Genomic DNA, 24,901 nt, shown 5'->3' on the forward strand with positions numbered 1-24,901 from the left:
GGACAGCATGCGAACCCTGTTTGCGAAACCCACGGTGGTCTTGGCCGTCGCGTTGATGGCTGTGATCGTGATGATGATCCTGCCTGTCCCCGCGTTTGTCCTGGATATTGGGCTGGCCACATCGTTTGCGTTGGCGATCCTGATCTTCACTGTCACGCTTTTTGTTGAACGCCCGCTGGACTTTTCGGCCTTCCCAACGATCCTGCTGGCCTCTTTGATGTTGCGGCTGTCTCTGAACATCAGTTCGACCAAGCTGATCATTGGCCAGGGCCACACCGGGACAGACGCCGCCGGGAACGTGATTCAGGGCTTTGCCGATTTCGTCATGGGTGGGAGCGTGTTTCTGGGGCTTGTCGTCTTTTGTGTCCTGCTGATTGTCAATTTCATGGTGATCACCAAGGGTGCGGCTCGGATGGCCGAAGTGGGTGCGCGCTTTGCTCTTGATGGGATGCCAGGCAAACAATTGGCCATCGACAGCGATATGGCGGCGGGTGCCATCACTCATGCCGAAGCCCGCGCGCGGCGCGAACGGGAATTGCAGGAAACCACATTTTTCGGGTCTCTCGACGGCGCATCGAAATTCGTCAAGGGCGACGCGGTTGCCGGTCTTTTGATCACGATTCTGAATATTGTGGTCGGTCTGGTCATGGGAACGGTGGTCCACGGAATGCCGATTGGAGCTGCGTTCGAAACCTACGCGATCCTGACGGTAGGTGACGGACTGGTGACACAGATCCCCGCAGTCATCATTTCGATTGCGGCGGCCCTTCTTCTCGCTCGGGGTGGGGCTATTGGTGCAACGGACCTGGCAATCACATCACAACTGGGCCGCCATCCGGCAGCGCTTGCGACGGTGGCAGTGCTCATGGTGCTGTTCGCGCTTGTTCCCGGTCTGCCATTTGTGCCGTTCCTGACAGGTGGACTGTTCCTTGGCGGACTGGCTTACTGGGTCAATCGCAGCGCCAAGGACCAACACGCCGACGAGGTTCCGGAAGAAAAACCGCTTTTGGCCAAGGATCGTCCAATCGGGGACGTTCTGGACCTTGACGACATTCACCTGGAATTCGCCCCTGATCTTGTGGACATGGTGCTTGATCCGGCAAGCGGTCTGGATTCGCGCATCACGAACATGCGCACGCATATCGCCAAGAGCTTTGGCACGATCATGCCAGAGGTACGGCTGACCGACGATGCAACGCTCAAGGACGGTACATATGTCGTGCGGGTTCATGGCGTGGAAACAGCACGTGGGGTACTGCATCCCGACCTGATGCTGGCGTTGATTCCCGAAGGCACAACCGCTTTGCCAAATGGAAAAGACGTTGAAGAACCAGTCTACGGTGCGCCAGCACGATGGATTCAGAACGGCGAACGCGAAGAAGCGCAAATGAGTGGCCTCACCGTTGTGTCCCCGAGCGAAGTTTTGGCAACCCACCTTCTTGAGGTGATCAAGCGCAACCTCGGGCGTCTGCTTACGATGAAATCGCTCAAACGACTGCTGGATGAATTGGGCGCGCTGTCAAATCCGGGCCGGGCCGAGGCGAACCGCGCGCTGATTGAACAGACTGTACCTGATAAAGTGCCGTTAGATACGCTGTTGCAAGTGCTGAAGCTTTTACTGGATGAGCAGGTCTCGATCCGCAACTTTCAGCTTATTCTCGAGGCGATTTCCGAAACCCGGGGGCAGGGGCATACGGCTGAATCAATCTGTGAGCACGTTCGTCAGCGGCTTGGGTTTCAGCTGGTCGCGGCCATGCGACGCGAAGATGGGACGATTCCACTCGTGCATCTTGCTTCGGATTGGGAGCGACGGTTCGAGGAATGCGAAGTCAAGAGTGAACGCGGGGCGCCCGATGTCGCGTTGCCGCCAAAAGACTTTGAAACCCTGTCAAAACGCATCGCCGAAGAACTTGCGCGTGCGGGTCAGAAAGGCATTTTCCCCGCCTTGGTCACGCCTGGCCGCCGCCGCCGATTCCTGCGTAGCCTCTTGACCGCAAAAGGCATCAGCAACCCGGTCATGGCCTTTGAAGAAATCGGTCTGGATGCCAAGCCCGCGCTTGTCGGCACAATCACGGCTTAGGCGTGGTTGAAGGTTTCCTTACCGAAATCAACGACCAGCTCTGGCTTGTCTTTGCAGTCTTCCTAAGGATTGGACCGGCGATTTCTCTCGCGCCAGGCTATGGTGAGAAATTTGTGTCCGCGCGTGTCCGTCTTGCGGTGGCGGGTTTCTATTCCTTTGCCGCGGCACCGATATTGCAACCCTACCTTCCCGTGGCAGCCCCAGTTGGCGACGAACTGATGTTTTTCGCCCTGCGTGAAACCTCTATCGGGTTTTTCATCGGAGTGATGTCGAGAGGAATCATTTTCCTTCTTGAGAAGGCCGGTGCGGTGATCAGCCAGTCTGTTTCGCTTGCCCAGATGCTGGGCAATGCGACAGAACCGATGCCTGTTATCAGTCATGTTCTGACGACAACTGGCCTTGCGATCATTTTTTCAACCTCGCTGGCCGATCAAATGCTCTATGCCTATGCGGCAAGTTACTTTGTGCAGATCCCGTCGATTGCCGATCTCTGGGGATACTTTGCGTCCAAGATCACCGAGTTGATGAACTTTATCTTCAACAACGGTGTCGTGCTTGCCGCCGGTTTTGTCAGCCTGATGTTTGTCTATTACCTGTTCATCGGTTTCATCAACAAAGCCATGCCACAGTTCATGGTCTCGTTTATCGGGATCCCGTTTGTGGCGTTGTTTTCGATCTACTTCCTGCATCAGCATTTCGAACTATTGTTGACCATCTGGCAGGACAAGGCGCTGACCATTCTGTTGATGCCTTTTGAGGGATCGCAATGAGCGAGGCCGGGGAAGACCAGAACGACAAGCCGTATGATGCCACGCGCCGAAAGCTGGAAGACGCGCGCAAGAAAGGTGAGATTGTCCGGTCGCAGGATGTCGTCAACCTTGTGGTTCTGGGAATATTCATTATCGCCATCCATGTGGTTTTTGGTGGGGTCATGTCTGGGATCATGCTGGATATCCAAGGCTTCGTTGCGCGGTCCGTGATGCGGCGCGAAGCACTCGACAGCCCGGATATTTACGCGGCTGTGCTTGGGTGGGCCTTACCCCTTCTTGGAATTCTCTTCTTTGCACCGTTCGCAATCATCATGGCGGGCCTTGTCAGCACTCAGCAGGTCTTGTTCACGGCTGACATACTGCAGCCAAAGCTGAACCGAATCTCGTTGGTTGCGAACGCCAAGAAGAAATACGGTTTGTCCGGGCTTTTTGAATTTGCGAAGAACTTTGCCAAGTTCCTGGTGTTCGCGGCCCTGATGACGGTTTTTGCCTTGGACAGCTACGACCTGTTTCAGGTCGCCATTGTGCGTGGTGAGCATATGGCTTTGGCTAATATCTACGAGGTGGCGCTTCGATGGCTTTGGTTCACGTTTTTGGCTTATGTGGTTTTTGCGGCCATTGATGCTTTCTGGCAGGTGCAGGAACATGCCCGCAAGAACCGCATGTCGCACAAGGAAATGAAAGACGAGCACAAGAACGAAGAAGGTGATGAGACCATCCGACAACAGCGTCGTGCGAAGGCGGAAGAGATCGCAACGAACCGCATGCTCTTGGACGTGCCGAAGGCGACCGTGGTGATTACGAACCCCACGCATTATGCAGTTGCTTTGCAGTGGACGGGTGAGCAGAACACGGTGCCGAAATGCGTGGCCCGTGGAACGGATGAAACCGCGCGAAAAATCCGTGAAATTGCGATTCAATCCGGAGTGCCGCTGTATCGTGATCCGCCGACCGCGCGCGAGCTTTATGCAAATGTGAAGATCGGGATGATGATAAACTCCGACCACTACAAGGCGGTCGCTGCCGCCATTGGCTATGCGCGGCGCATTCAGGCGATGCTTCGGAAATGAGCGGACACAAGAGTCTTGGAAAAGCGCTCGTTATTCTGGATGCGAGGGCGCAGGCGCTTGAGTTGATGCTTGCCGATGAGATGAAGATGAAGGTCGCGCTCCGCGCCAAACAAGTTGCGATCACGGATCAGGAAAACGACCTGCTTGCGTCACTGCAAGAGCATGCCGCGACGGATCCGGCGTCTTTCCGGTTTCGGGAATTGCGACTGCGTAAACTGGCGGATGACCAGAGGCGATTGCAGCCGGTCTTGGCCAAGGCCGCGATTCAACGGCAGAAAGTGCAGATCGCTCTAAAGTCGATCCTGCGCCAACGTCTTGGCTTGACGCTTCAGTTGGAAAAGCTTGACGCCCATGCACCGGTTTTTCAATCCGAAGAAGAGCGCGCGCATGTCTTGTTCGAGATGAGCAAACGACGCTAGAACGCGTCTTGCCGTGCCATATCTGTGATCAGGACAGTCACATGTTCAAGGCCAAGAACCTCTTTGGATCTTTCGGTCAATGCGCGTTTGACCAAATCAAGGGTCTTGCGAGAGATAAGTTCGTCCTTGAACCCATCAAGTGCCGCCAAATTGAACAATTCGGCCAGAAAAGTGTCACGCAGTTTGGGCTCGAGCGTTCGAACCTGATCACCCAAACCGGCTTCGACCTCAAGGGCAACGGCCAGGATCACCATCGCCCTCACCCGATTGTTCAGAATGACCGGGACCACAAATTGATTGGGGAGTTTCACGATTTCGGTGTTGCCGGCCGCTGTTTCGTGGCCATCGTCCGAAGGTTCTTCCGTATGCGCCTCTGCAGTTTCGGTGCTTTCGGACACAAGCGGATCCGCTGCCTGTGGGGCCAAAAAAATTGCAGCGGCGCCGCCACCGGCCAAGCCAAGCACAAGCGATATTAATGGTAATAGTTTTTTGAGCATGAAAACACCTGTAGCCGATTAAAATGGGAGAACGGCGTCCAGCACTTGTTGGCCGATCCGTGGCTGTTGCACATCGCTGATCTGTCCGCGTCCGCCGTAGGAAATCCGCGCAGACGCCATCTTGTCATAGGTGATTTCATTCTGTCGGGTGATGTCGGCGCGACGCACAAATCCCGAAACAAAAAGCTCTCTCAGTTCGAAATTCACCCGAACTTCCTGGGTTCCTTCGATGCTCAGAACGCCGTTGGGCAGAACGTCCACCACGGTCGCCGCCACCCTCAAAGTCAGTTTCTCATTGCGACGGACAGAGCCGTTGCCCTGACTCTTGCTTGAGGAATCCAGTTCGACCGCCGCGTCGAGGCTCGCTCCTTCGGGAAGGTCTTTGTTGCGCCGCTGGGGGAAGCCAAGCAGTTGGGGCATGGCAAGACTTTCCTGAGAAGAACGCCCTCGGGATGTCGTGTTCGAGATTTCCGCCTGATCGTCGATTTCGATCATCACGGTCAGGATGTCCCCGGTTGTAAACGCGCGCCGATCTCCGAAAAGCGACGCCTGATCCCCACTCCAAAGAGACGCCTGCCGGTAGGCGGATGTGTCCGGGGTTGTTGCGGGCAACCCGGAATAGATCATTGCGTGACGTTCCACACTTTGGTTCTGAGGTGACAGCGTTGGCGGCTGACCGATGTGATCGAGGCGACTGCAGTTGGTCAGGAAGGACGCGGCTGTCAGAGTGATGAGAAGGGTGGTTTTCATTTCAGGGAAGCACCTTCAGTCGGCCGTCTTCGAGAACTTCGGCGCGGATCGTGCTGCGCGATGTGAGGTTCATGGCACGAATGATGTCACCCACCGATCCGCGTTCGAGCGCGCGGGCTTCGGTGTCGATTGTCAGACCGTTGAGGGAAAATGTGGCAGCGACAATCTGGTTGCGTTCGATCAGAGCAGCCCGCGTGATGTTGGAGGTCAGGACTGGACGACCGGCGTAGATCGCGCGCTTGGCCTCGGCTCCGATCACATTTTCAAGTGACTGCGCTGCCCCTGGCGCTTGACCCTTCTGAAGCTGCACGGATTGCGCCGTGATGACCTCTCTTGGACGAATGGTCTTGAGTGCGAACACGGAATCTGCGGATGCCGCCGCCGCGGTCGTGACAAGGGCAAGGATCAACAGACACCGCATCAGCGAACCTGCGTCGTTGCGCCAAGCATCTGATCTACCGCAGAGATAACCTTGGCGTTAAGCTCATACCCGCGTTGGGCCTCTATCAGTTCGGTCAGTTCTCGCACCGGGTCAACAGAGCTGTCTTCCAGATAGCCTTGACGCAAAGTCCCCAAACCGTCCTCGCCGGGAGTAGCGACCAATGGTCCCCCCGAGGCTTCTGTCTCGCCAAAGAGGTTGCCGCCCAATGCCTCCAGCCCTTTGGCGTTGGCAAAGCCGACCAGGTTCATCTGACCAAGCAGTTGCGGTTCTGCGGTTTCCGCAAAATAGGCGTAGACCTCACCTTCGGGGTTGATGGAAATGCTGCGGGCGTCTTGCGGGATGACGATTTCCGGTGCGACCGGGAACCCTTCCGAGGTGACGATCAAACCTTCCGCATTGCGTTTGAGCGATCCGTCACGGGTATAGGCCGCCTGACCGGACGGCATGGCAACTTCGAGATAGCCATTGCCATCAATCGCAACATCCAAATCAGAGTTGGTCTGGCTCAGGGATCCTTGAGCCAGATGAACCGACACCGCGGCAGGCCGGACGCCAAGCCCGACCTGAACGCCGGTTGGCAAGACCGTTCCGTCGGCGGCGTTCACCGTTCCGGCGCGTGCGATCTGCTGATAATGCAGGTCCGAAAATTCGGCGCGGCGTGCATTGTAGCCGGTAGTGTTCATGTTCGACAGGTTGTTCGAGATGATCTCGACCCGCATCTGCTGGGCCGCCATTCCGGTTGCCGCAATCTTAAGAGCGCGCATTTCGCTTCCTTTATTTTATCAATGTTTCAAGGGCCGATTTCGAGCGTTCGTGGTCCATATCGAGTAGCTTTTGCCCCATCTCGTAGGCGCGCTGAACCTCGATCATCCGGGTAAGCTGGGAAATTGCATCGACGTTTGAGCCCTCAAGATGACCTTGAAGTACCAACCCATCGGCAGAGGGGGCCAAGGCCGCATCGGTTTTGAACAGCACGCCGGATTCGCGTTCAAGATCTGCTCCGGTTTCCGGCTCAACGACGCCAATCTGCCCCAAGAGTCGTTCACCAAGGCTGACTGTTCCATCCGAAGCGACCTGTACTTCCGCTTCACCTTGCGGGACATTGATCGGCGCTCCACCGATATCAAGCAGCCGATGTCCGTCGGACGAGACGATGTCGCCAAGGGAATCCACATTGAACGCCCCTGCGCGCGTGAGCCGTATGCCGTTCGGCGTGTCCACTTGGAAATACCCGGCGCCTTCGATGGCAAGGTCGAGCGCGTTGCCGGTTTGTGTGAGGATGCCCTGTGCGGCCGACGTTTTCTTCACGCGCGCGGCTGCCATGGACAGACTGTCTCCGCCATCGACAGCCTGAACATATTCCGAGAACACCAACCCCTGTTGACGAAAACCCGTTGTCGCCGCGTTGGCAATGTTATGCGCGATGATCTCCATCTCGCGCATCAGCCCGGATTGGCGTGTCAGCGTGACGTATCCAGTGCTTTCCATTTCAACCTCCTGCGATGGATGGAACGATGATCGTTTGAAAAAAATCTACCAGGCTTTGCGTCATGAAGTTCATCGAGGCCCAGAAGACAGCAAGCATCGCGACCAGTTTGGGAACGAATGTCAGCGTCATTTCCTGGATCGATGTCAGCGCTTGAAACAGACCGATCGAGACCCCGGTTACAAGCGCCACGAGAAGCACAGGTGCCGAGATCACGACGGCAATCCGCAACGCTTCGCGCAAGACATCAAAGATGTAGCCTTCGGTCAGCACGGGTGTCAGACTGGCATGCGCAGGATTTCCTGATAAGCCTCGACCACGCGATTGCGCACTGTCACAGCTGTCTCGACGGCCAGTTGCGACTGTGACAGGGCTTCGACCAATGCATGTGGATCGGCATCCCCGTACATCGACCCCATTGCGGTGGATTCGGTTGTAGCGAGCGTCTGAGCGAAATCTTCTGTAATTTTCGCAAAACTCTGTGCGATGGCCGCTCTTGGATCAGGGTCTGTTGCCGGTTTCAGGGCAGCATATTGTTGAGAAGCGAAAAGTGTTTTGACGTCCATTGGGTATCTCCATTCTGGAAAGGGTTATTTGCGCAGCAGGTCCATGAGGCCTGATGACATTTGACGCGCTTGATCGAACATCTTGAGGTTCGCCTCATAGCTACGCTGCGCTTCGCGCGCGTCGGCGATTTCGAGGATCAGATCGACATTCGACCCGATGTAATGACCGGTGCCGTCTGCCATGGGATGGCCGGGGTCGTAGATCCGTTCACCCACTCTCTGGTCGAGAGAGACTTTGTCGAGAGCAACTTTCGAGATGCCCGAGCTCTCGACTTCCGAAGAAAACGCTACGGTCTTGCGGCGGTAGCCTGGAGTGTCCGTGTTCGCCACATTTTCGGCGACGATCCGAAGTCGGTGTGCCTGCGCTTTGAGGCCGCTGGCGGATACGCCCAGTGCGTTGGAGAAAGCTGACATTCTGCCGCTCCTATTGTTTGCTGAGTGCGCTGCGCAGCATGCCAAGTGACGCGCGATAAACGGCCAAAGCGCGATCATGCTGTCGTTTGGCATCGACCGAACTCAAAATCTCGTTTTCGAGTACGACGCTGTTTCCATTGGGTTCGCTGTTTGCGGCAGAGATCACTTTGGCGCTGTCAACATCGCTGAACGGGGCGAGATGCGCCGGACGAGTGGCGCGCAGTGCGAATCCGTCTGATTCTGGCGGGACCAATTCGGCAAAGGGTTTGACGGATTGCGTACGATATCCCGGCGTGTCAGCGTTGGCGACATTCTGGGATGTCAGCGCTTGTTTGAGCCCAGCATGGCGGGCCATCGACATCGCGGTTTTGAACAAGTCCAAATTCTGGAACATGGCAGGGCTTCTCCCTCGTTTGGTTCAACGAAGGCTTAACCCTGATTCCTTTAGAAAGGGTTTTCAGAGCTTGAATGGAGCGAACGATGCAGAATGCTGCGCTGATAGATTTGAGAACCAGGGTCGCGGCTATCGCGCCGACGCGACCTGTGGGACGCGTGATCTCGGCCGATGGTCACACACTCAGGATTTCGGGGCTAGAGGATAATGTGAAACTTGGTGATCGGCTTCGCCTTGTTCGGCGCGACGGGTCGTTCCTGATGGGGGACGTCCTGCGTCTGGGTCATGACGGCGTCACCATGTTGCCCGACGATCCTCCAGTTCAGGTTTCACTTGCGGATCGCGTTTTGTCGCACGGGCCAGCGCGAATTTCGCCCTCTGCGGACTGGATTGGCCGGGTGATCGACCCCTACGGCGTGGCATTGGATGGTCAGCCGATGCGCACTGGAAAGCAGTCTTTTGACATCGAGAATGATCCCCCGGCGGCCGTCTCGCGCAAGCCAATGGGTCCTCGGCTTGAGACCGGGTTTCATCTTTTCAACACCATGCTTCCGATAGTTCGGGGACAGCGCGTCGGTATTTTCGCCGGATCTGGTGTCGGGAAATCCCGGCTATTGGCCGATCTGGTCAAGGCGATGGAGGCTGACGTGATCGTCGTTGCTTTGGTTGGGGAGCGTGGGCGCGAAATCAACGATTTTACACATAAAGTTCTGGGTGAAGCTGGCATGAAGCGTACCGTGGTTGTGGCCGCAAGCGCAGAGGCGGCACCAACTGCGCGGATGCGCTGCCCCATGACAGCGATGCGCGTTGCAGAATTCTTTCGCGACCGGGGGCAGCATGTGCTTTTGTTCGTAGATTCGATTACCCGTTTTGCCGAAGCCCAAAGAGAAGTGGCTGTTTCGGCCGGTGAATTTCCAAGTCTGCGTGGGTTTCCCCCATCGACTCCTTCAAAGATAACAAGGCTTGCAGAACGCGCTGGGCCCGGACCGGACGGACGTGGCGATATTACCGCAGTATTCAGTGTGCTGGTTGCCGCATCCGATATGAACGAACCCGTAGCAGACATGTTGCGAGGCGTTCTTGACGGTCACATCGTTCTGGATCGAAAACTTGCAGATCAGGGGTTTTTTCCCGCTGTTGATGTGCTGCAATCAGTCTCGCGGTCATTGCCGGATGCCGCAAGTGCCGTAGAGAATGATCTGATTTCAAAAGCGCGAAGCCTAGTCTCGGCTTACGAAGACTCCGCAGCGCTTGTTCAGGCGGGTTTGTATTCAGAAGGAACTGATGCCGATCTCGATCAGGCAATCGCGTTCAGAAAGGTCTTTGCAGACTTTCGTGTCAGTCGCACAGTGGATGGTGTTGGCGCAAGTTTCGAAAAGTTACGGTTGTGTCTGCGACGCAGCGGCGCGTTGAAGGACTGACCAGTTGTAGGAGCGGGGTTTGTCCAAGAAACAATGATGCGCCGCTTAACGACGCACTGGTATTGCGCTTAATAAGACAAGTGCTGTCTGGAGCGAGCTGCTCTGACCAATTGACTCTGCCTGACGCATGACAAGAAAGCGACGCGTGATTTGATCTGCATTCTCTTTGCCACTGAGCTCAGAGATGATGCTTGTGCCAAATACCTGGGATGCTTTGTCCATCATACGTTGATGTTGTTCGTCAATATCAAGCTGCGCAAACTCGCTTGGAAGACCAAGGGCGGTCTGCATCACTTCGCGCAATGGGGGCGTGGCAAGAACCTGATACCAAGCCGTGTTATTAGACCCAGACGCCTGTGCGACCTCTTCCAGAGATCGCTTGAACCCCAGTGCAAGGCGCATATCGGCGTTGGATTTCCCGATTTCAATCTCAAATGATTGCGCCAGGTAAGCTTCAACAGTTTTTTCTACGAGACCAATTGCGTCTTTGTGTGCTGGAGGAGACCTTGAAAAGTCAAAATCCCTTGCCAGTGATCGATATCGACGATCGGAAAGCCTGTTGGCAAGTGCAGACTGATCCGCCACCCCTTCGGCCATTACGGTCTTGATGAAGTGTCTGTTCTCAATGTCGTCCGACAAGCCGTACGCGCCAAGGACCACACGCAGTATTCGCCTGTCTGAGACAATGTCGGTTGGCGTGTTCAGTGCTGCAAACACGTCTTTAAAATACCGTGTGTCAGACTGCGTGACACTTTTGGAATTGAATGCAGCCTTCTGCGAACTGAGCGTTGAATTGAGCAGCGACCATGCAGCCAGGCCGGTGCCCAGAACGAAAGGTTGGAACGTCATTGCCGATGCGCCGAAAGAAGATGCGCTTCCAACGGAAGCAATTGTCGTAAGAGCTTAAGGCAAGTATAGGCATTGTAATCCTCTACGGCTTCGGTTGCGCGTGCCAATATCCCTGAACTTTTTTCATCTCGAAGAATGTCTGCGAGTGCGTGAAGTTGTCCTTCCAGCCGCTTGCGTATCGTTGGGGAATCGACTTCTCCACTCAGCAATAATTGGGCCAGATAGCAGGCACGGCGGACAGGGGTATTTGCGTCATTCGGATGAATTGCGTCTTTCAGGCGCAAGATATTTGCACGCGATGTCAAGACTGTAATCCGGGACCGGCGATCCCCGTTTTCGATAACGGCCCCATTTATCAAAACACGCTCTTTTGGACCAAGCTTCAGAACCAGACCACTCATGTTTCATGCCTCTTGTTTCCAAGGCCTCTGAGAATTGTAAGATTGATATCAAGAAGTGGAGAAATGCCTAAGTCGTTCTGCAAGACTTTGCTCGAGTACTCTTGAACAAATTCACCAAGGAAGAATATTCTCGCTCTTAGGTCCGGCGGCAAAGCGTTTTCCGAACTGGCAACATCTGAAGCCAATGTGATCCAGAGTTTTCGATTGGTGTGTACTGCGGTTGCAAAGCTGGCGTAGTCCTCTTTTCTGTTTTGATTTGCCACCTTCAAGCGGCGTGTTGTTTCGAAAATGATCTCGATCTCTGTATCTTTAGTGGATTTGACCGAAGATGATGATGCGTAGTCTTGGTACGCGTGAGTGTGTGCATTCACAGTTGGGACCTATGCTTAATCAATGTCACGAAGGTGAACCGGGCCGCCGAAGCGGCCCGAAATCATGATTATCGGAACAATGAGAGCAGCGATTGCGGGGCCTGATTTGCAATCGAAAGAGCCTGAACGCCAAGCTGTTGTTGAACCTGGAGGGCCTGCAGGCGCGCAGACGCCTCTTCCATGTCTGCATCAACAAGAGTTCCGATTCCGGATTTCAGGGAGTCGGTCAAGCTCGAGATAAAGTTGGCCTGAGTTTCAATGCGCCCCTGCGCGGAACCAAAGGACGACGCCGAATCGATCGCATTCTGGATCATGAATTCCACGGCAACGAGGGCGGCGTCTGCACCGCTATCGCTTGTCACATCAATGTCGTTGAGTTTTTCCAAACCTCCGCCAATTGTCACCTCGGTGGGCGACGTCAGCGTATCGATCCGCGCTGCAATGGTGTCGGTCGCATCCGTCACCGTCGAACTGATATTCAAAGTGCCACCTGATGCCGTAACATTGATGACATCCGTATCAAGGCCCTCTTCTGCTGCGTAAATTGCAAAGGCTTGAGCAAGACCTTTGGCAATATCGCCGGCGGTGTCTCCATCACGAGCGATATACATTATTTTCTGCGCGTCGGCAGCTGTGGTGCCAGTCGTATAGTCTGCGGCGGTGAATGCGCTGTTGTCCGCATCTGTTCCGGCAATTCCCAGGCTAAAAATCTGACCCGCACCCGTGGGTGTTGTCACGGTCAACGTTCCGGTTTGGGTCGCGTTCAGTGTTGTTGCGGCAGTCAAGTTGGCAACTGTCCCCCCAGTTACAGAACTGGCGGCCGTCCCGAGATCCTTTTTGCCAACCGATATGTCGCTTGCGGAAACACCACTGGATGATCGGTCAAGCGATGCAAGGACGTTTACCGTCCCGGTTCCAGCATCCGTCTCGCGGTTGGAAAGCAAGTTTAGACCATTGAATTGAGCGGCGCCGACGACAGCATTGATCTGATCCCGAAGAGCAACAATATCGGTTTGAATCTTGGCCCGATCAACGTTTTGTTCCTGCGAGGCGACGATCTTGCCTTTCATTTCTGTCAAGAGATCAGTCACCGTTTCGGCTCCATTGCGAGCGACCGCCACGGTTGATTCACCCAGGTTCAAACTGTCAGAGATGCCTTGGAAACCCTTTACATCCGACTCCATCACTTTGGAGATTGCCCAGACAGCAGCGTTGTCGCGTGCATTGCCGACGGATTTACCTGTCGAGATTGCGTTTTGAGTGTCTGTCAGACGGGAATTGATCGATTTCAGCGTTTGAAGGGCAACCATCGCCCCATTGTTTGTCAGAATACTAGACATTTCTTTCCTTTCAATTGTGCTTTGCACATTTTGTTCCAAGTCCTCAACTACGTTGGGAGTGGAAATGAAGGTCATTCTGACACGTACTGAGAAAACTCTCGCGCCACAGGGAGGTGTGCCAGCGTAGGATCACGGAACAGAATGAAAGAAATCTAAACTTCGTATGCCAAATTGAGAGAAATTCAATAAATTTTTTTAGAGAACGAAATCTACTGGGAAGATAAAATTTTAACTCCTTCACCACATACTGCAAACAAGACGATCAGGAGGATTGAGAGTGATGTTGATTTCCAATCAAAACGCTATCCCGGCAACTATCACAGCGTCGCTTAACCAAAGTTTGCATACACTACCCTCCGGGCATAAATTTGATGTTCTTCTTCAACAATATTCGGAAGCTCCCAAAGACGCAGTGACACAAGTTGGGAGCGAAATGGTTGATGGCGAATATCGAAGAATCGATTTTCTTTTACTACAGAATGGCGTTCCGCCTGAATTTCACGCGATATCTTCAGCTTCTCCGATCTTCTTGGTCGGCAATTCAAATGGTAAAGAAATAGAAACGAGTCGAGTGGCGCGGGCGGATCCTAAGTACTTCCTCGCTAACGATGACAAGGGGGCCAAAGAACATAAAGCTGAGATCCCAACATTAAAAGGCAAAGTTGAGTTATTCCCGGATAATTCAGTTTTTTACAATGGAAGCATTGAAGATTTTACTTTTCACTGGACGCCGGTTTCTGCGAAAGGTGGATTAATTGACACGATTCTGAAGGAAAATGTCAATCAAGATGCGAAAATTCATATTTCCAATCATACTCAATCATCAAGGCCCAGCGTGAACTCTGCCTCTGAGGAACTCTTGGAGCAGACGGCGACAAATATAACGTTTAACGCTCGTCCGGAATCTATTTCCCTACCCTCGCACGCCAAGACATCAAGTGTGGCACCTTATGGCCATCGAAAACAGATAGAAAACGTACTAACAAGCATAACTTCGGGTCAATTAAAGCAAGAGCGAGAGTTTCAGAATAATGATTTTAATATGGGCGGCAAAAATTTTGGTGAAATATTGTTAACTAAACCAAGAGACGTTGCCATTTCAAATTCATCTTTCCCTCACAAAGACAACAACGTCACCAATGAAGAAGCGAGGCCATCTGCACCCTATTCAAAGGAGAGAAATGAAGCTGCAAGCAATGAGCAAACGTCAGCTGCAAAAAAGAAAACTCCCGTCTTTCAGGTGACTACGGAGAAAACGACTCAAGCCGAGTTGTATGAAAGTCGAGACTCTTTAAAAGACAGAAACTTAGTAAATGAGATGAGGGTGAAATCAGCCTTGCTTGACGACTTTCCTAATCGCAATCATGTAAGTGTCAACGATGTAACGATCCAGAATAAACACACAACGCTGACAACAAACCTTCATTCAAGATTCTCTATGTTTAATTCGCTTCCGCCATCGGAGATTTTAAGCCTTGAAAGAGTGATGGATATTTCGATAAGGACCAGTCTTGATACGACCGGTATCAGTTTTAGCTCTGGAAGTAACGATGCACTGGAATTATTGTCGCGGTATCAAGCTGATTTAAGAGATGCCCTTAGAAAAAGTGGTTTAGAAAGTTTCGACCTATCCTTCATCTCAAGCGAGGACACCGGTAATGAAAGTACCCAGCGTGGGAGAGGAGAAGACGAAATTAGAGTGATTTTGCAAGAGGTTAACCACCCACCTGAAGATTTCCCAGCTGCGGTTGAGGAAGTTGGATTAGATCGCAGAGTATAGGAGTGAGACATGGAAGTTTCTTCGTTCGACGCAGGTGCGAAAATTTTTGCGAGGGAAGCGGGAAATCCAGATTCAGATGATTTTGAGACCTTTCTTAGGATGTTGACCGCGCAGATTCAGAATCAAGATCCGCTGAGTCCAATGGAAGCGGATCAGTTTGCCAGCCAGTTGGCATCGTTCTCGATGGTGGAGCAGCAAACCTTAACCAACCAAAACCTCGACAGGATGATCCGTGCACTGTCAAATGGGGGACTGGCTGCTTACTCTGGGCTTGTTGGCCGGGTGGCTGCTCATGAAGGAGCTTTTGTGTATTCAGGGGCTCCAGTTGAGATGGAAATCGGTATCCCCGGCGGAATTGTCGAGTATGCAAAGTTGGCGATCCTCGACGGACGCGGGGTAATGGTTGCAGAGTTGAATGTAGATGTCGGGCAAGAAAAGCTAACCTGGGAGGGAAGAGGTTTAGACGGACGGGTGTTGTCACCAGGGTCTTTTACTGCTGAAATGCGACAAGTCGAAGATGGGTCACCTCTCGAAATTCCGGTCTTCACGGCAGCTGTCGTTGAAGAAGTGCGGTTTGGCGACGGTGAAGCGGAATTGCTTCTGGCGGATGGAACTGTGCTTCCGGAGAGCCGCGTTTCAAAGATACGTTAAACTCATTGTTTAAAACAACCGACCTATTCTTGTTGCAATTGGAAATAGGGAATTGCGTCATTGAATTTCTCGTAGGCGAACAACCGAAAAGTTGGCGAAAACGCCAAAGACGGATTGTTCGCGACGCTTGCAGGGAACCGATGAATTAGTGACATCGCCACTTCGAGAAAGACTCAGGCTTGCAGCGGCTTTACAACCAATTCACCTTCTTCGCGCGCTTTCATTGCCAGGGCGGCGGCGTGTGCGCCGGCTGCTGTGGTGAAATACGGGATCTTGTCATAAAGTGCCACAGAGCGAATTTCACGGCTGTCTTCCACAGCGGCGGCGCTTTCAGTGGTGTTCATGACAAGGTCAATGCCGCCGTCCTTCATCAAATCGACAATGTTTGGACGGCCCTCGTACACCTTTTTTGTCGTGGCACAGGCGATTCCGTGATCGGACAGGAACGAAGCTGTACCGGAGGTTGCAACAATGGCGAAGCCAAGCTCGGTCAAGATTTGTGCGGTTTCGATCAGTTGATCGGTCTTGTCATCATTCTTGATTGAGAAGAAGACTGTGCCAGAGGTCGGCAGATGGTTGCCAGCGCCCAGCTGTGCTTTGAGAAATGCGCGAGGGAAGGAACGATCCCATCCCATGACTTCACCGGTTGATCGCATTTCCGGACCAAGGATCGTATCGACCCCGGGGAAACGGGCAAACGGCAGAACAGCTTCTTTGACCGAGAACCACGGCATCATCGGATCAGCGAGCGTCATCGGATCGGCCAACGGCAGAACGGTGTCGTAATCGGCGTTTTCGGGATACGGGTCGCGCATCGGGAAGTTGGTCAACGGTTCGCCTGCCATGACGCGGGCGGCAATGCTGGCGATGGCCGAGTCGGTTGCTTTTGCGACAAATGGTACGGTGCGAGACGCGCGAGGATTTACCTCGATCAGGTAAATCTCGTTGTCCTTGATCGCGAATTGCACGTTCATCAGGCCGCGCACATTAAGTGCTAGAGCAAGTGCTTCGGTCTGCTGCTTGATCTGATCAAGCAAGTCGTTCGAGATGGAATAGGGTGGCAGAGAACAGGCGCTGTCACCTGAGTGAACACCCGCTTCTTCGATATGCTGCATGATCCCGGCGACATGTACGCGCGTACCATCGCAGAGCGCATCAACGTCCAGCTCAACTGCGCCAGAGAGATAGCTGTCGAGCAGGACCGGGCTTTTACCCGACACGACCACGGCTTCTTTGATATAGCGTTCCAGGTGGGCCATATCGCGCACGATCTCCATCGCGCGACCGCCCAAGACATATGATGGGCGGATCACCAGTGGGAAGCCGATATCATCGGCGATGGCAAGCGCTTGGGCGTCGGTTGACGCGATGCCGTTATGTGGCTGCTTGAGGCCAAGTTTGTTGACGAGAGCCTGAAAACGTTCGCGGTCTTCGGCAAGGTCGATGGCGTCGGGCGTTGTGCCAAGGATCGGAATACCTTCGGATTCAAGAGCATTGGCAAGTTTGAGGGGTGTCTGGCCGCCAAATTGAACAATGACACCGTGCAGTGTGCCGTTATCCTGTTCGACCCGCAGGATTTCCATCACATGTTCAAAAGTAAGAGGCTCGAAGTACAGGCGGTCGGACGTGTCATAGTCAGTCGATACAGTTTCGGGGTTACAGTTGACCATGATGGTCTCGTACCCGGCATCGGTGAGCGCAAAACAGGCGTGACAGCAGCAATAATCGAACTCGATCCCCTGACCGATCCGGTTTGGGCCACCCCCCAGAATGACGACTTTCTTGCGGTCAGACGGCCGCGCTTCGCATTCTACCTCGCCCATCATCGGGGATTCGTAGGTTGAATACATGTAAGGTGTTTGCGCCTCGAACTCGGCGGCGCAGGTATCGATCCTCTTGAAGCAGGCTTTGACATTCAGGCTGAGGCGCCGATCGCGCACCTCTTTTTCAGTAATTCCGATCAAATCGCCAAGACGGGCATCGGTGAAGCCCATCATTTTCAGCGCGCGCATTACCGACTCGGAATCCGGGAGACCGTTGGTACGGACCTCCTCCTCGGCCTCGACGATTTCGCGGATACGGGCAAGGAACCATGGGTCGAACATGGTTGTTGCGTGTATTTCGTCATCAGACAGACCGTGGCGCATTGCCTGAGCGATGGTGCGCATGCGGTCTGGAGTCTGTTGAGAAATCGCTTTGATGACTGCGGATTTCTCTGGCGCGCCTTCGATATAGACTTCGTCAAAGCCGTTGAGACCCGATTCCATGGACGCCAATGCCTTTTGCAAGGATTCGTGGATCGTGCGGCCAATGGCCATCGCTTCGCCCACGGATTTCATGGCGGTTGTCAGATAGGGCTCGGAGCCGGGAAATTTTTCGAACGCGAATTTAGGGATCTTGGTGACCACATAGTCAATTGTCGGTTCAAAAGAGGCGGGCGTGACCTTGGTGATGTCATTGTCCAGCTCGTCCAGAGTGTAGCCGACGGCCAGTTTCGCGGCGATCTTGGCGATGGGAAAACCGGTGGCTTTGGACGCCAGCGCGGAAGAGCGGCTTACCCGCGGATTCATTTCGATGACAACCATGCGCCCGTCTTCGGGGTTGATCGCCCATTGAACATTCGACCCGCCGGTTTCCACACCAATTTCGCGCAGAACGGCGATCGAGCCGTTTCGCATGATCTGGTACTCTTTGTCGGTGAGCGTGAGCGCCGGGGCAACCGTAATGGAATCGCCGGTATGCACGCCCATCGGATCAACGTTTTCGATGGCGCAGACGATGATTGCGTTGTCAGCGCGGTCGCGCACAACTTCCATCTCGAACTCTTTCCAGCCGAGAAGCGATTCATCGACAAGAATCTGGTTCACTGGTGACGCATCCATGCCTGACCGGCAGAAATGCACAAAATCTTCCCGGTTATAGGCAACACCGCCCCCGGTACCGCCAAGGGTGTAGGCGGGGCGGATAATCGCGGGCAGGCCGATCTCTTCGAGTTCGGCCAGTGCAAGCGCGACGCCAGCATCCAGATCAGCGTTGCCATTCGGTTTCTTGGGCGCGGTGATGATGGTTGCCTTGGGATTCTCAAGACCTATGCGGTCCATCGCTTCGCGGAACAGCTTGCGATCTTCAGCCATTTCAATGGCTTCGCGTTTCGCACCGATCATTTCAACCCCGTACTTGGCAAGCACGCCAAGCTCTTCAAGCGCCAGAGAGGTGTTCAGGCCGGTTTGCCCACCCATCGTTGGCAAGAGCGCATCGGGGCGTTCTTTCTCGATGATCTTGGCGACGATGTCCGGAGTGATCGGTTCGATGTAAGTCGCATCGGCCAGTTCCGGATCGGTCATGATTGTGGCCGGATTGGAGTTCACCAGGATGACGCGGTAGCCTTCTTCGCGCAGCGCCTTACAGGCCTGTGCGCCGGAATAGTCGAATTCGCAGGCCTGCCCGATCACGATAGGTCCGGCTCCGATGATCATAATCGACTTGATATCATCGCGCTTTGGCATTGATCGGCCCTCATCATGCAAACTGGCTGCGTTATAGGCATGGCGCGCGCGGGTGCAAGCGGCGCGATTGGTTTTTTCGGAAACAGCAGGAGGTGTGGCGGAACGAAACGGCAGTGCTGCCCTGTGCGTAACACGGCGCAGCTGAATCGCGAGAGGATTCTGGATGTACGACGGTGTGTTCTCGGGGTTCATCGGAACAATTTAAGGGACAGCGAACATGCAATGGTTGTTCATCTGGCGTTAGTGGCGATCAGCCCGTTTTAAAAGGTGTGTCAAAGGTTGAAAACAGAGGCCCGAATTGTTGCACCGCGCAACTCCCGCTGGGTGAGCATGGCTTGACTTCCCAAGGCTGAAAGGGTGTATCGGGCCAAATTTCTCTGCCCGAGGACAACTAGCATGCACGCCTTTCGCACCCATTCCTGCGCCGACCTGACAGCGAGCAACGTCGGTGAGACTGTCCGCCTGTCCGGCTGGGTGCATCGCATCCGGGATCATGGCGGTGTCTTGTTCGTCGATCTGCGGGACCATTATGGCATCACACAGCTATTGTGCGACCCGGACAGCCCGGTTTTTTCCGAGGTCGAAAAGGTGCGTTCAGAGTGGTGTATCCGTATCGACGGAGAGGTGAAGGCACGCGACCCAAGCCTTGTGAACCCAAAGCTGCCGACGGGCGAAATCGAAGTGTTCATCCGGGACATGGAAGTTTTGGGCGCAGCGGATGAGTTGCCGTTGATCGTCTTTGGCGATCAGGAATATCCGGAAGAAACTCGCCTTCGCTATCGCTATCTTGATCTGCGACGCGAAGCGATGCAGCGGAATATGACGCTGCGCTCGGACGTGGTGTCGTCGATCCGCAAGCGCATGTGGGATCAGAAGTTCCGCGAATATCAGACTCCGATCATCACCGCGTCGTCACCGGAAGGTGCGCGCGATTTCCTTGTGCCAAGCCGCCTGCATCCGGGCAAGTTTTACGCGCTGCCGCAGGCTCCGCAGCAGTTCAAGCAGCTGATCATGGTGTCTGGGTTTGATAAGTACTTCCAGATTGCGCCCTGTTTTCGGGATGAAGATCCACGGGCAGACCGAAGCCCGACGGATTTCTATCAACTCGACCTCGAGATGTCGTTTGTCAGCCAACAGGACGTGTTCGACACGATCCAGCCGGTTATGCAAGGCGTGTTCGAAGAATTCGGCGGCGGTCGCAAGGTGGATACCGATTGGCCGCAGATTTCCTATCGCGATGCCGCGCTATGGTACGGCACCGACAAACCCGACTTGCGCAACCCGATCAAGATGCAGGTTGTGAGCGATCATTTCCGGGGTTCCGGCTTTGCCATCTTCGCCAAGCTGCTTGAGCAAGAAGGCACAGAGATCCGCGCAATTCCCGCGCCGAGCGGCGGATCGCGCAAATTCTGTGACCGGATGAACGCCTTTGCACAAAAAGAGGGTTTGCCCGGAATGGGGTACATTTTCTGGCGCGACCAGGGCGAAGGCATGGAAGCGGCAGGACCGCTGGCCAAGAATATCGGACCAGAGCGCACCGAGGCGATCCGCCAGCAACTGGGCCTTGAGGTTGGTGATGCCGCTTTCTTCCTTGGCGGAAAGCCGTCGAGCTTTGAATCCGTTGCCGGGCGTGCGCGCACGGTGATTGGTGAAGAACTGGGCCTGACGGACAAGGATCGGTTTGCTTTTGCCTGGATCGTCGATTTCCCGATGTACGAAGCGGATGAAGAGACCGGCAAGGTGGATTTCAGCCACAATCCGTTCTCTATGCCACAGGGCGGAATGGACGCGCTGAATGGCGATCCTCTGGACGTACTCGGCTATCAGTATGACCTGGCGTGTAACGGCTACGAACTGGTGTCCGGAGCGATCCGGAACCACAAGCCCGAGATCATGTTCAAGGCGTTCGAACTGGCGGGCTATGGCGAAGATGAAGTCCGCAAGCGGTTTGGCGGCATGGTCAACGCGTTCCGGTTTGGTGCACCACCCCACGGAGGATGCGCGGCGGGGATCGACCGTATGGTGATGTTGCTGGCCGATACGGCAAACATTCGCGAAGTCATCATGTTCCCAATGAACCAGCGGGCGGAGGATCTGATGATGAATGCACCTTCGGATCCGACAAGCGATCAGCTGATGGAGCTTCGTCTTCGGGTTATCCCGCAAGAAGATTGACTCAAAAGCACCGCTGAATTGAAAACGGCGCCAAGTGGCGCCGTTTTTCGTTTCCACCGTTCAGACTAATATCACCGGTCAACGCGATCAGTCTTCAAGCGAATCCTGAACCTTTTTGTCGACCAGCTTGCGCTCTTTGGTTTTGCGCTCAAGAAATTTGCTGCCGATCTCGGTCTCTTTGCTGGCATCCACCACTTCGCGGGCACGGGCGAAAACCTCGTCCTCTTCTTCTTCGATGTGGTGTTCATAATCATGCTTGAGCGTCTTGAACTTTGTCAGCCATGCCGGCGATGACATGTCCATGTCGTTCAATTCTTCCATCAGATCGTCCATTTCCTGATGTTCGTGAACCGAGTGGCGCGCGGCGTCCTGTCCCCAGGTTTCCGAGATCAAAGCGGAATAAAAGGTCTCTTCCTCTGCGGCGGCATGACTTTTCACATCGTAGTAGAACTCCTCCCACGCCTCGCGCCGTCTGGCACTGTCGCCCGAAGTGTTGGCAATTGTATCCAAAAGTGCACGGTGGTCTTTGTGGTCGTCCTTGATGGCGTCGTAGATATTGGGCATGACGGTCTCCGCGTTGACGTATGGTTGACGGATCAACGTCACATCAGTCAGCGGGTTCCCTTGACGGGTGGATTGACGGGTGCAGCGTCACATGGCGACGGCATCCTGCATTCGGTCTTGAACCAAATCCGCAAGCCGGGACACAGGATCGACAATCGGCGCGCCTTTGGAATGTGCATCGGCCAGTTCGGACGCGGCGGATTCCAGAACACCATCGTCCGCGGTCCGCGCAACACCTTGCAGGAAAAGCGTCACATAGTTGATCATGGTGGCGTTCACCGGTCCGCCAAGGATTTCGGCCATATGCGCCATGTCTTCGCGAAACGCGACGGGATCAGGTTGGATGGGTTCGCTCTTGATCGCGCGCAGGCCATTTGGTTGCCGGTCTTTCGGGAGATGTTGCAGGATCGCGTTCTGAAACACACAGAGAGTGGCAATCGGTTTGGCAAGAAACCCGTCTGCGCCGGCTGCAAATGCCACGTCTTCGGCAAAGCTATCCCCGCTTGTCCCCAGAACAACCGGAACGCGTGGCAGCGTGTTGGACAACTCAAAGATCAGGTCAGCGCCATTGCCATCGGGCAAGCCCATGTCGATGATCACTGCCGAGGGACGATACACCTGAAGATGTCGCCGAGCGGATTTCAGACAATCGGCGCGCCGCAAGCGTGCGCCGCTATGCAGGCACATAAGCCTGAGTGCGTCGCAGGCATATAGGCTGTCTTCGACTGCCAGGATTGTAAGCCCCAGCAGCGGTCGCGTTATCGTTGGTCTGCGCATGTGGTCCAAAGCCTGGTCGTCAATCATATCGCCCTCCATGAGTCGCTTCATTTTGGCGCGGGCGTGGCTAACAGGTGGTTAATGCGGCCACCCCTCTTGTCTGCTTTTGTGTGTCGGAGGATAAGCAGCGCAAATTGTGATGGAGAAACCTGATGATCGGACGTTTGAACCATGTGGCAATCGCCGTGCCTGACCTTGAGGCGGCAGCGAACCAGTATCGAACTGCGCTGGGTGCCACAGTAGGGGCACCGCAGGACGAGCCTGATCATGGTGTGACCGTGGTGTTCATCGAATTGCCGAACACCAAGATCGAACTGTTGTATCCGCTGGGCGAAAATAGCCCGATCAACGGTTTTCTTGAAAAAAATCCGTCGGGGGGCATTCACCACGTCTGCTATGAGGTCGAAGATATCATTGCGGCGCGCGACCACCTGAAGGAAACCGGCGCACGGGTTCTGGGCGACGGCACGCCCAAGATCGGCGCGCACGGCAAACCCGTTCTGTTCTTGCATCCCAAGGATTTCAACGGATGTCTTGTGGAACTGGAACAAGTCTGACGCAGCCCCAGTTTGCTGATTAAAGGAGCGCGACCATGTCCATCACCTCTGCCATTGTTCTATTTGCCGTGATCTGGTTCCTGGTGTTCCTGATCGTCATTCCGATCCGGTTGCAGACGCAGGGCGATGTCGGTCAGATCGTTCCGGGTACTCATGCCGGGTCACCCGAGGTTCATAACCTCAAGAAGAAGGCGTGGATCACTACCTTCATCACCATTGCATTGTGGATCGTGATTGCCGGGATCATCCTGTCAGGATGGATCACCGTTCGGGACTTGGATTTCTTTGGTCGGATGCGTCCCGCTTCTGAATTTGGTGGTACAGGTGGGTAAAGGTCGCTGCGCCCAGAATTGGGATGACCAGGTTCACCAACGGCAAAGACAAAGGCATTGCCATTAAGATGCCCGCGATCCAGATTTTTCCCATATGCCGCCTGCGCAAGGCCTTTGCGCCAGCACGGCCTTCGCGGCGCATGGCGGCAAGAGTGAAGTATTCGCGACCTAGCAAGAAGCCGTTCAACCCCCAAAAGATGAATAACGCAAAAGGTGTGAACAGAACGTAGAGGATCAGCGCAAAAATGTTTGCGGCGATCAGGACGCCAAGAAAATTGACCGTATCGCGAAGTGCGTCCCCCCATGGAACCCGATCGGCCTTGGGCAATTGCGGATAGTGGCGATCCTCGACCGCGTCTGCCACATCATCAAGGAAGAGAGACGTGATCGCCGATGCGACCGGGATCATGAGAAACACCGACAGTACGAACATTGAGATGAACGCTGTCCAGCTCAGAAGATCGTCCAGCCATGTCACCTCTCCGATGAAGGGCAATGTCGCCTCGGGACCAAGTGCGGCGTTCAAGAGCCACATCAGCGCGGCAAAGAACGCCACCAGCAGGGCAAAGCCCAGACCGATCCCAAGAAACAATACCTTGCGGAAACGAGGATCGCCAAGCTGCCCAAGGGTTAGAAGAAAACTGCGCAGGATCATGTGTCGACCCATGTGGTGATCGCATTGATGTCTGGGCGAGGGCGCTCTGGAGGAACAGTGCTTGCAGTTCCGATATGGATGAAACCGGCGACGCGTTCATTGTCGGCAAGGCCAAGCGCCGATCGACAGAAATCAACGTCGTGCGAAGGCCAGCCGCTAAGCCAGTTCGCGCCCCAACCCGAGGCAAGTGCGGCGTTCAGCAAGGCAAGGCAGACCGCACCCGCAGAATAGGTCTGTTCCACGGCGGGGATCTTGTCCGACGGCTTTTTCACTTCGATCACCGCAACACAAAGTGGGCTGTCATCAAATTGCGTGCGGGACTTGGAAATGTCTTCGTCAGACCTTTCAGCGACCCTGCTGCAGTGTTCGGCGGCATCCGCGAGGCGGGCAAGTGCGGCCTTTTCCAGCACGATAAACCGCCAAGGTTCCAGTTTTCCATGATCCGGTGTGCGTGCAGCGGCGGTGAGAATCGGTAAGAGCGCCTCACGATCAGGGGCCGGAGCCTGCAAGAGTTTGGCCGGGCGTGATCGTCTTGTGTGCAGGAAATCCAGAACGGCCGTGTTCGCGTCGGGCATGTCGCCTCCTTCGTGGTCTTTCGGGGTCGCGCCTGTCGGTCTGGGCTTTGGGCACGGTT

Annotated in this window: 28 protein-coding genes; 10 read left to right on the forward strand and 18 right to left on the reverse strand. The window is 54.6% G+C overall.

The features are described from left to right. Positions 1-7: 7 nt before the first annotated feature. Genes flhA through ACTIEN_RS05025 form a run of 4 tightly spaced genes read left to right on the forward strand, consistent with a single transcriptional unit; the run spans position 8 to position 4,339 of the window. Entirely contained in the window at positions 8-2,080 is a 2,073-nt protein-coding gene (gene flhA / locus ACTIEN_RS05010; RefSeq protein ID WP_439522151.1) for a flagellar biosynthesis protein FlhA, read from the forward strand. A gap of 2 nt (positions 2,081-2,082) precedes the next feature. After that, the gene (locus ACTIEN_RS05015) at positions 2,083-2,850 is read left to right on the forward strand and encodes a flagellar biosynthetic protein FliR (protein WP_439522018.1); all 768 of its coding nucleotides are present in this window, start codon (positions 2,083-2,085) and stop codon (positions 2,848-2,850) included. Continuing rightward, positions 2,847-3,920 (forward strand): EscU/YscU/HrcU family type III secretion system export apparatus switch protein, encoded by a 1,074-nt coding sequence (locus tag ACTIEN_RS05020; RefSeq protein ID WP_439522019.1) that lies wholly within the window; start codon positions 2,847-2,849, stop codon positions 3,918-3,920. The genes ACTIEN_RS05015 and ACTIEN_RS05020 overlap by 4 nt, the downstream gene beginning before the upstream one ends. After that, a complete protein-coding gene (locus ACTIEN_RS05025; RefSeq protein WP_439522020.1) occupies positions 3,917-4,339 on the forward strand; it encodes a hypothetical protein in 423 nt (140 codons plus the stop codon). The genes ACTIEN_RS05020 and ACTIEN_RS05025 overlap by 4 nt, the downstream gene beginning before the upstream one ends. Here the strand turns inward: ACTIEN_RS05025 and ACTIEN_RS05030 are convergent. Genes ACTIEN_RS05030 through ACTIEN_RS05070 form a run of 9 tightly spaced genes read right to left on the reverse strand, consistent with a single transcriptional unit; the run spans position 4,336 to position 8,888 of the window. Further along, entirely contained in the window at positions 4,336-4,836 is a 501-nt protein-coding gene (locus ACTIEN_RS05030) for a flagellar basal body-associated FliL family protein (protein ID WP_439522021.1), read from the reverse strand. The genes ACTIEN_RS05025 and ACTIEN_RS05030 overlap by 4 nt on opposite strands. 18 nt (positions 4,837-4,854) lie before the next feature. Next, positions 4,855-5,586, reverse strand: a complete 732-nt coding sequence (gene flgH / locus ACTIEN_RS05035) for a flagellar basal body L-ring protein FlgH (RefSeq protein ID WP_439522022.1) — start codon at positions 5,584-5,586, stop codon at positions 4,855-4,857. A gap of 1 nt (position 5,587) precedes the next feature. Continuing rightward, positions 5,588-6,007, reverse strand: coding sequence for a flagellar basal body P-ring formation chaperone FlgA (flgA, locus tag ACTIEN_RS05040; protein WP_439522023.1), 420 nt, complete (start codon positions 6,005-6,007; stop codon positions 5,588-5,590). Continuing rightward, a complete protein-coding gene (flgG, locus tag ACTIEN_RS05045; RefSeq protein ID WP_439522024.1) occupies positions 6,007-6,792 on the reverse strand; it encodes a flagellar basal-body rod protein FlgG in 786 nt (261 codons plus the stop codon). The genes flgA and flgG overlap by 1 nt, the downstream gene beginning before the upstream one ends. Positions 6,793-6,802: 10 nt before the next feature. After that, positions 6,803-7,516: a flagellar hook-basal body complex protein gene (locus tag ACTIEN_RS05050; protein WP_439522025.1), complete on the reverse strand. Its 714-nt coding sequence runs from the start codon at positions 7,514-7,516 to the stop codon at positions 6,803-6,805. 1 nt (position 7,517) lies between these two features. Beyond that, complete coding sequence (locus ACTIEN_RS05055) at positions 7,518-7,787, reverse strand: flagellar biosynthetic protein FliQ (protein WP_439522026.1); 270 nt, start codon at positions 7,785-7,787, stop codon at positions 7,518-7,520. Between the two features lie 5 nt (positions 7,788-7,792). Further along, a complete protein-coding gene (gene fliE / locus ACTIEN_RS05060) occupies positions 7,793-8,080 on the reverse strand; it encodes a flagellar hook-basal body complex protein FliE (RefSeq protein WP_439522027.1) in 288 nt (95 codons plus the stop codon). Between the two features lie 24 nt (positions 8,081-8,104). Continuing rightward, positions 8,105-8,494 carry a flagellar basal body rod protein FlgC gene (gene flgC / locus ACTIEN_RS05065; RefSeq protein ID WP_439522028.1) on the reverse strand — a complete coding sequence of 130 codons (390 nt, stop codon included), beginning with the start codon at positions 8,492-8,494 and terminating at the stop codon, positions 8,105-8,107. Between the two features lie 10 nt (positions 8,495-8,504). Continuing rightward, a complete protein-coding gene (locus ACTIEN_RS05070; protein ID WP_439522029.1) occupies positions 8,505-8,888 on the reverse strand; it encodes a FlgB family protein in 384 nt (127 codons plus the stop codon). An 86-nt stretch (positions 8,889-8,974) separates the two neighbouring features. On the opposite strand from ACTIEN_RS05070, the gene ACTIEN_RS05075 reads away from it, so the two are divergent. After that, on the forward strand, positions 8,975-10,309 hold the full coding sequence (locus tag ACTIEN_RS05075; RefSeq protein WP_439522030.1) for a FliI/YscN family ATPase: 1,335 nt from the start codon (positions 8,975-8,977) through the stop codon (positions 10,307-10,309). A gap of 45 nt (positions 10,310-10,354) precedes the next feature. Here ACTIEN_RS05075 and ACTIEN_RS05080 read toward each other — a convergent pair whose 3' ends face one another. From ACTIEN_RS05080 to ACTIEN_RS05095, 4 genes are all read right to left on the reverse strand, one after another. Further along, positions 10,355-11,158, reverse strand: a complete 804-nt coding sequence (locus tag ACTIEN_RS05080) for a DUF1217 domain-containing protein (RefSeq protein ID WP_439522031.1) — start codon at positions 11,156-11,158, stop codon at positions 10,355-10,357. Further along, complete coding sequence (flbT, locus tag ACTIEN_RS05085) at positions 11,155-11,559, reverse strand: flagellar biosynthesis repressor FlbT (protein ID WP_439522032.1); 405 nt, start codon at positions 11,557-11,559, stop codon at positions 11,155-11,157. Before flbT ends, ACTIEN_RS05080 begins: the two co-directional genes overlap by 4 nt. Next, complete coding sequence (gene flaF / locus ACTIEN_RS05090) at positions 11,556-11,930, reverse strand: flagellar biosynthesis regulator FlaF (RefSeq protein ID WP_439522033.1); 375 nt, start codon at positions 11,928-11,930, stop codon at positions 11,556-11,558. The genes flbT and flaF overlap by 4 nt, the downstream gene beginning before the upstream one ends. Before the next feature lie 68 nt (positions 11,931-11,998). After that, positions 11,999-13,270, reverse strand: a complete 1,272-nt coding sequence (locus ACTIEN_RS05095) for a flagellin N-terminal helical domain-containing protein (RefSeq protein WP_439522152.1) — start codon at positions 13,268-13,270, stop codon at positions 11,999-12,001. 280 nt (positions 13,271-13,550) lie between these two features. On the opposite strand from ACTIEN_RS05095, the gene ACTIEN_RS05100 reads away from it, so the two are divergent. Both ACTIEN_RS05100 and ACTIEN_RS05105 read left to right on the forward strand, forming a co-directional pair. After that, positions 13,551-15,050, forward strand: a complete 1,500-nt coding sequence (locus tag ACTIEN_RS05100; protein WP_439522034.1) for a hypothetical protein — start codon at positions 13,551-13,553, stop codon at positions 15,048-15,050. Positions 15,051-15,059: 9 nt separating this feature from the next. Beyond that, complete coding sequence (locus tag ACTIEN_RS05105; protein ID WP_439522035.1) at positions 15,060-15,701, forward strand: flagellar hook capping FlgD N-terminal domain-containing protein; 642 nt, start codon at positions 15,060-15,062, stop codon at positions 15,699-15,701. A 173-nt stretch (positions 15,702-15,874) separates the two neighbouring features. On the opposite strand, the gene carB is transcribed toward ACTIEN_RS05105, so the two are convergent. Further along, positions 15,875-19,207: a carbamoyl-phosphate synthase large subunit gene (gene carB / locus ACTIEN_RS05110; protein ID WP_439522036.1), complete on the reverse strand. Its 3,333-nt coding sequence runs from the start codon at positions 19,205-19,207 to the stop codon at positions 15,875-15,877. Between the two features lie 396 nt (positions 19,208-19,603). On the opposite strand from carB, the gene aspS reads away from it, so the two are divergent. Further along, entirely contained in the window at positions 19,604-21,382 is a 1,779-nt protein-coding gene (gene aspS, locus ACTIEN_RS05115) for an aspartate--tRNA ligase (protein ID WP_439522037.1), read from the forward strand. A gap of 87 nt (positions 21,383-21,469) precedes the next feature. Here aspS and ACTIEN_RS05120 read toward each other — a convergent pair whose 3' ends face one another. Both ACTIEN_RS05120 and ACTIEN_RS05125 read right to left on the reverse strand, forming a co-directional pair. Further along, positions 21,470-21,946: a hemerythrin domain-containing protein gene (locus ACTIEN_RS05120; protein ID WP_439522038.1), complete on the reverse strand. Its 477-nt coding sequence runs from the start codon at positions 21,944-21,946 to the stop codon at positions 21,470-21,472. Between the two features lie 87 nt (positions 21,947-22,033). Next, entirely contained in the window at positions 22,034-22,750 is a 717-nt protein-coding gene (locus ACTIEN_RS05125) for a response regulator (protein ID WP_439522039.1), read from the reverse strand. A 125-nt stretch (positions 22,751-22,875) separates the two neighbouring features. Here ACTIEN_RS05125 and mce point away from each other — a divergent pair, with 125 nt between their 5' ends. Further along, positions 22,876-23,280 carry a methylmalonyl-CoA epimerase gene (gene mce / locus ACTIEN_RS05130; RefSeq protein ID WP_439522040.1) on the forward strand — a complete coding sequence of 135 codons (405 nt, stop codon included), beginning with the start codon at positions 22,876-22,878 and terminating at the stop codon, positions 23,278-23,280. Positions 23,281-23,315: 35 nt separating this feature from the next. Further along, entirely contained in the window at positions 23,316-23,612 is a 297-nt protein-coding gene (locus ACTIEN_RS05135; protein WP_439522041.1) for a DUF1467 family protein, read from the forward strand. On the opposite strand, the gene ACTIEN_RS05140 is transcribed toward ACTIEN_RS05135, so the two are convergent. Together ACTIEN_RS05140 and ACTIEN_RS05145 are read right to left on the reverse strand one after the other, a co-directional pair. Next, positions 23,542-24,267 carry an EI24 domain-containing protein gene (locus ACTIEN_RS05140; protein ID WP_439522042.1) on the reverse strand — a complete coding sequence of 242 codons (726 nt, stop codon included), beginning with the start codon at positions 24,265-24,267 and terminating at the stop codon, positions 23,542-23,544. The two genes, ACTIEN_RS05135 and ACTIEN_RS05140, sit on opposite strands and share 71 nt — an antisense overlap. Further along, the gene (locus tag ACTIEN_RS05145; RefSeq protein WP_439522043.1) at positions 24,264-24,842 is read right to left on the reverse strand and encodes a nitroreductase family protein; all 579 of its coding nucleotides are present in this window, start codon (positions 24,840-24,842) and stop codon (positions 24,264-24,266) included. The genes ACTIEN_RS05140 and ACTIEN_RS05145 overlap by 4 nt, the downstream gene beginning before the upstream one ends. Between the last annotated feature and the right edge of the window lie 59 nt (positions 24,843-24,901).

Origin of the sequence: Marivita sp., assembly GCF_051859345.1 — a bacterium.
Taxonomy (GTDB): domain Bacteria; phylum Pseudomonadota; class Alphaproteobacteria; order Rhodobacterales; family Rhodobacteraceae; genus Marivita.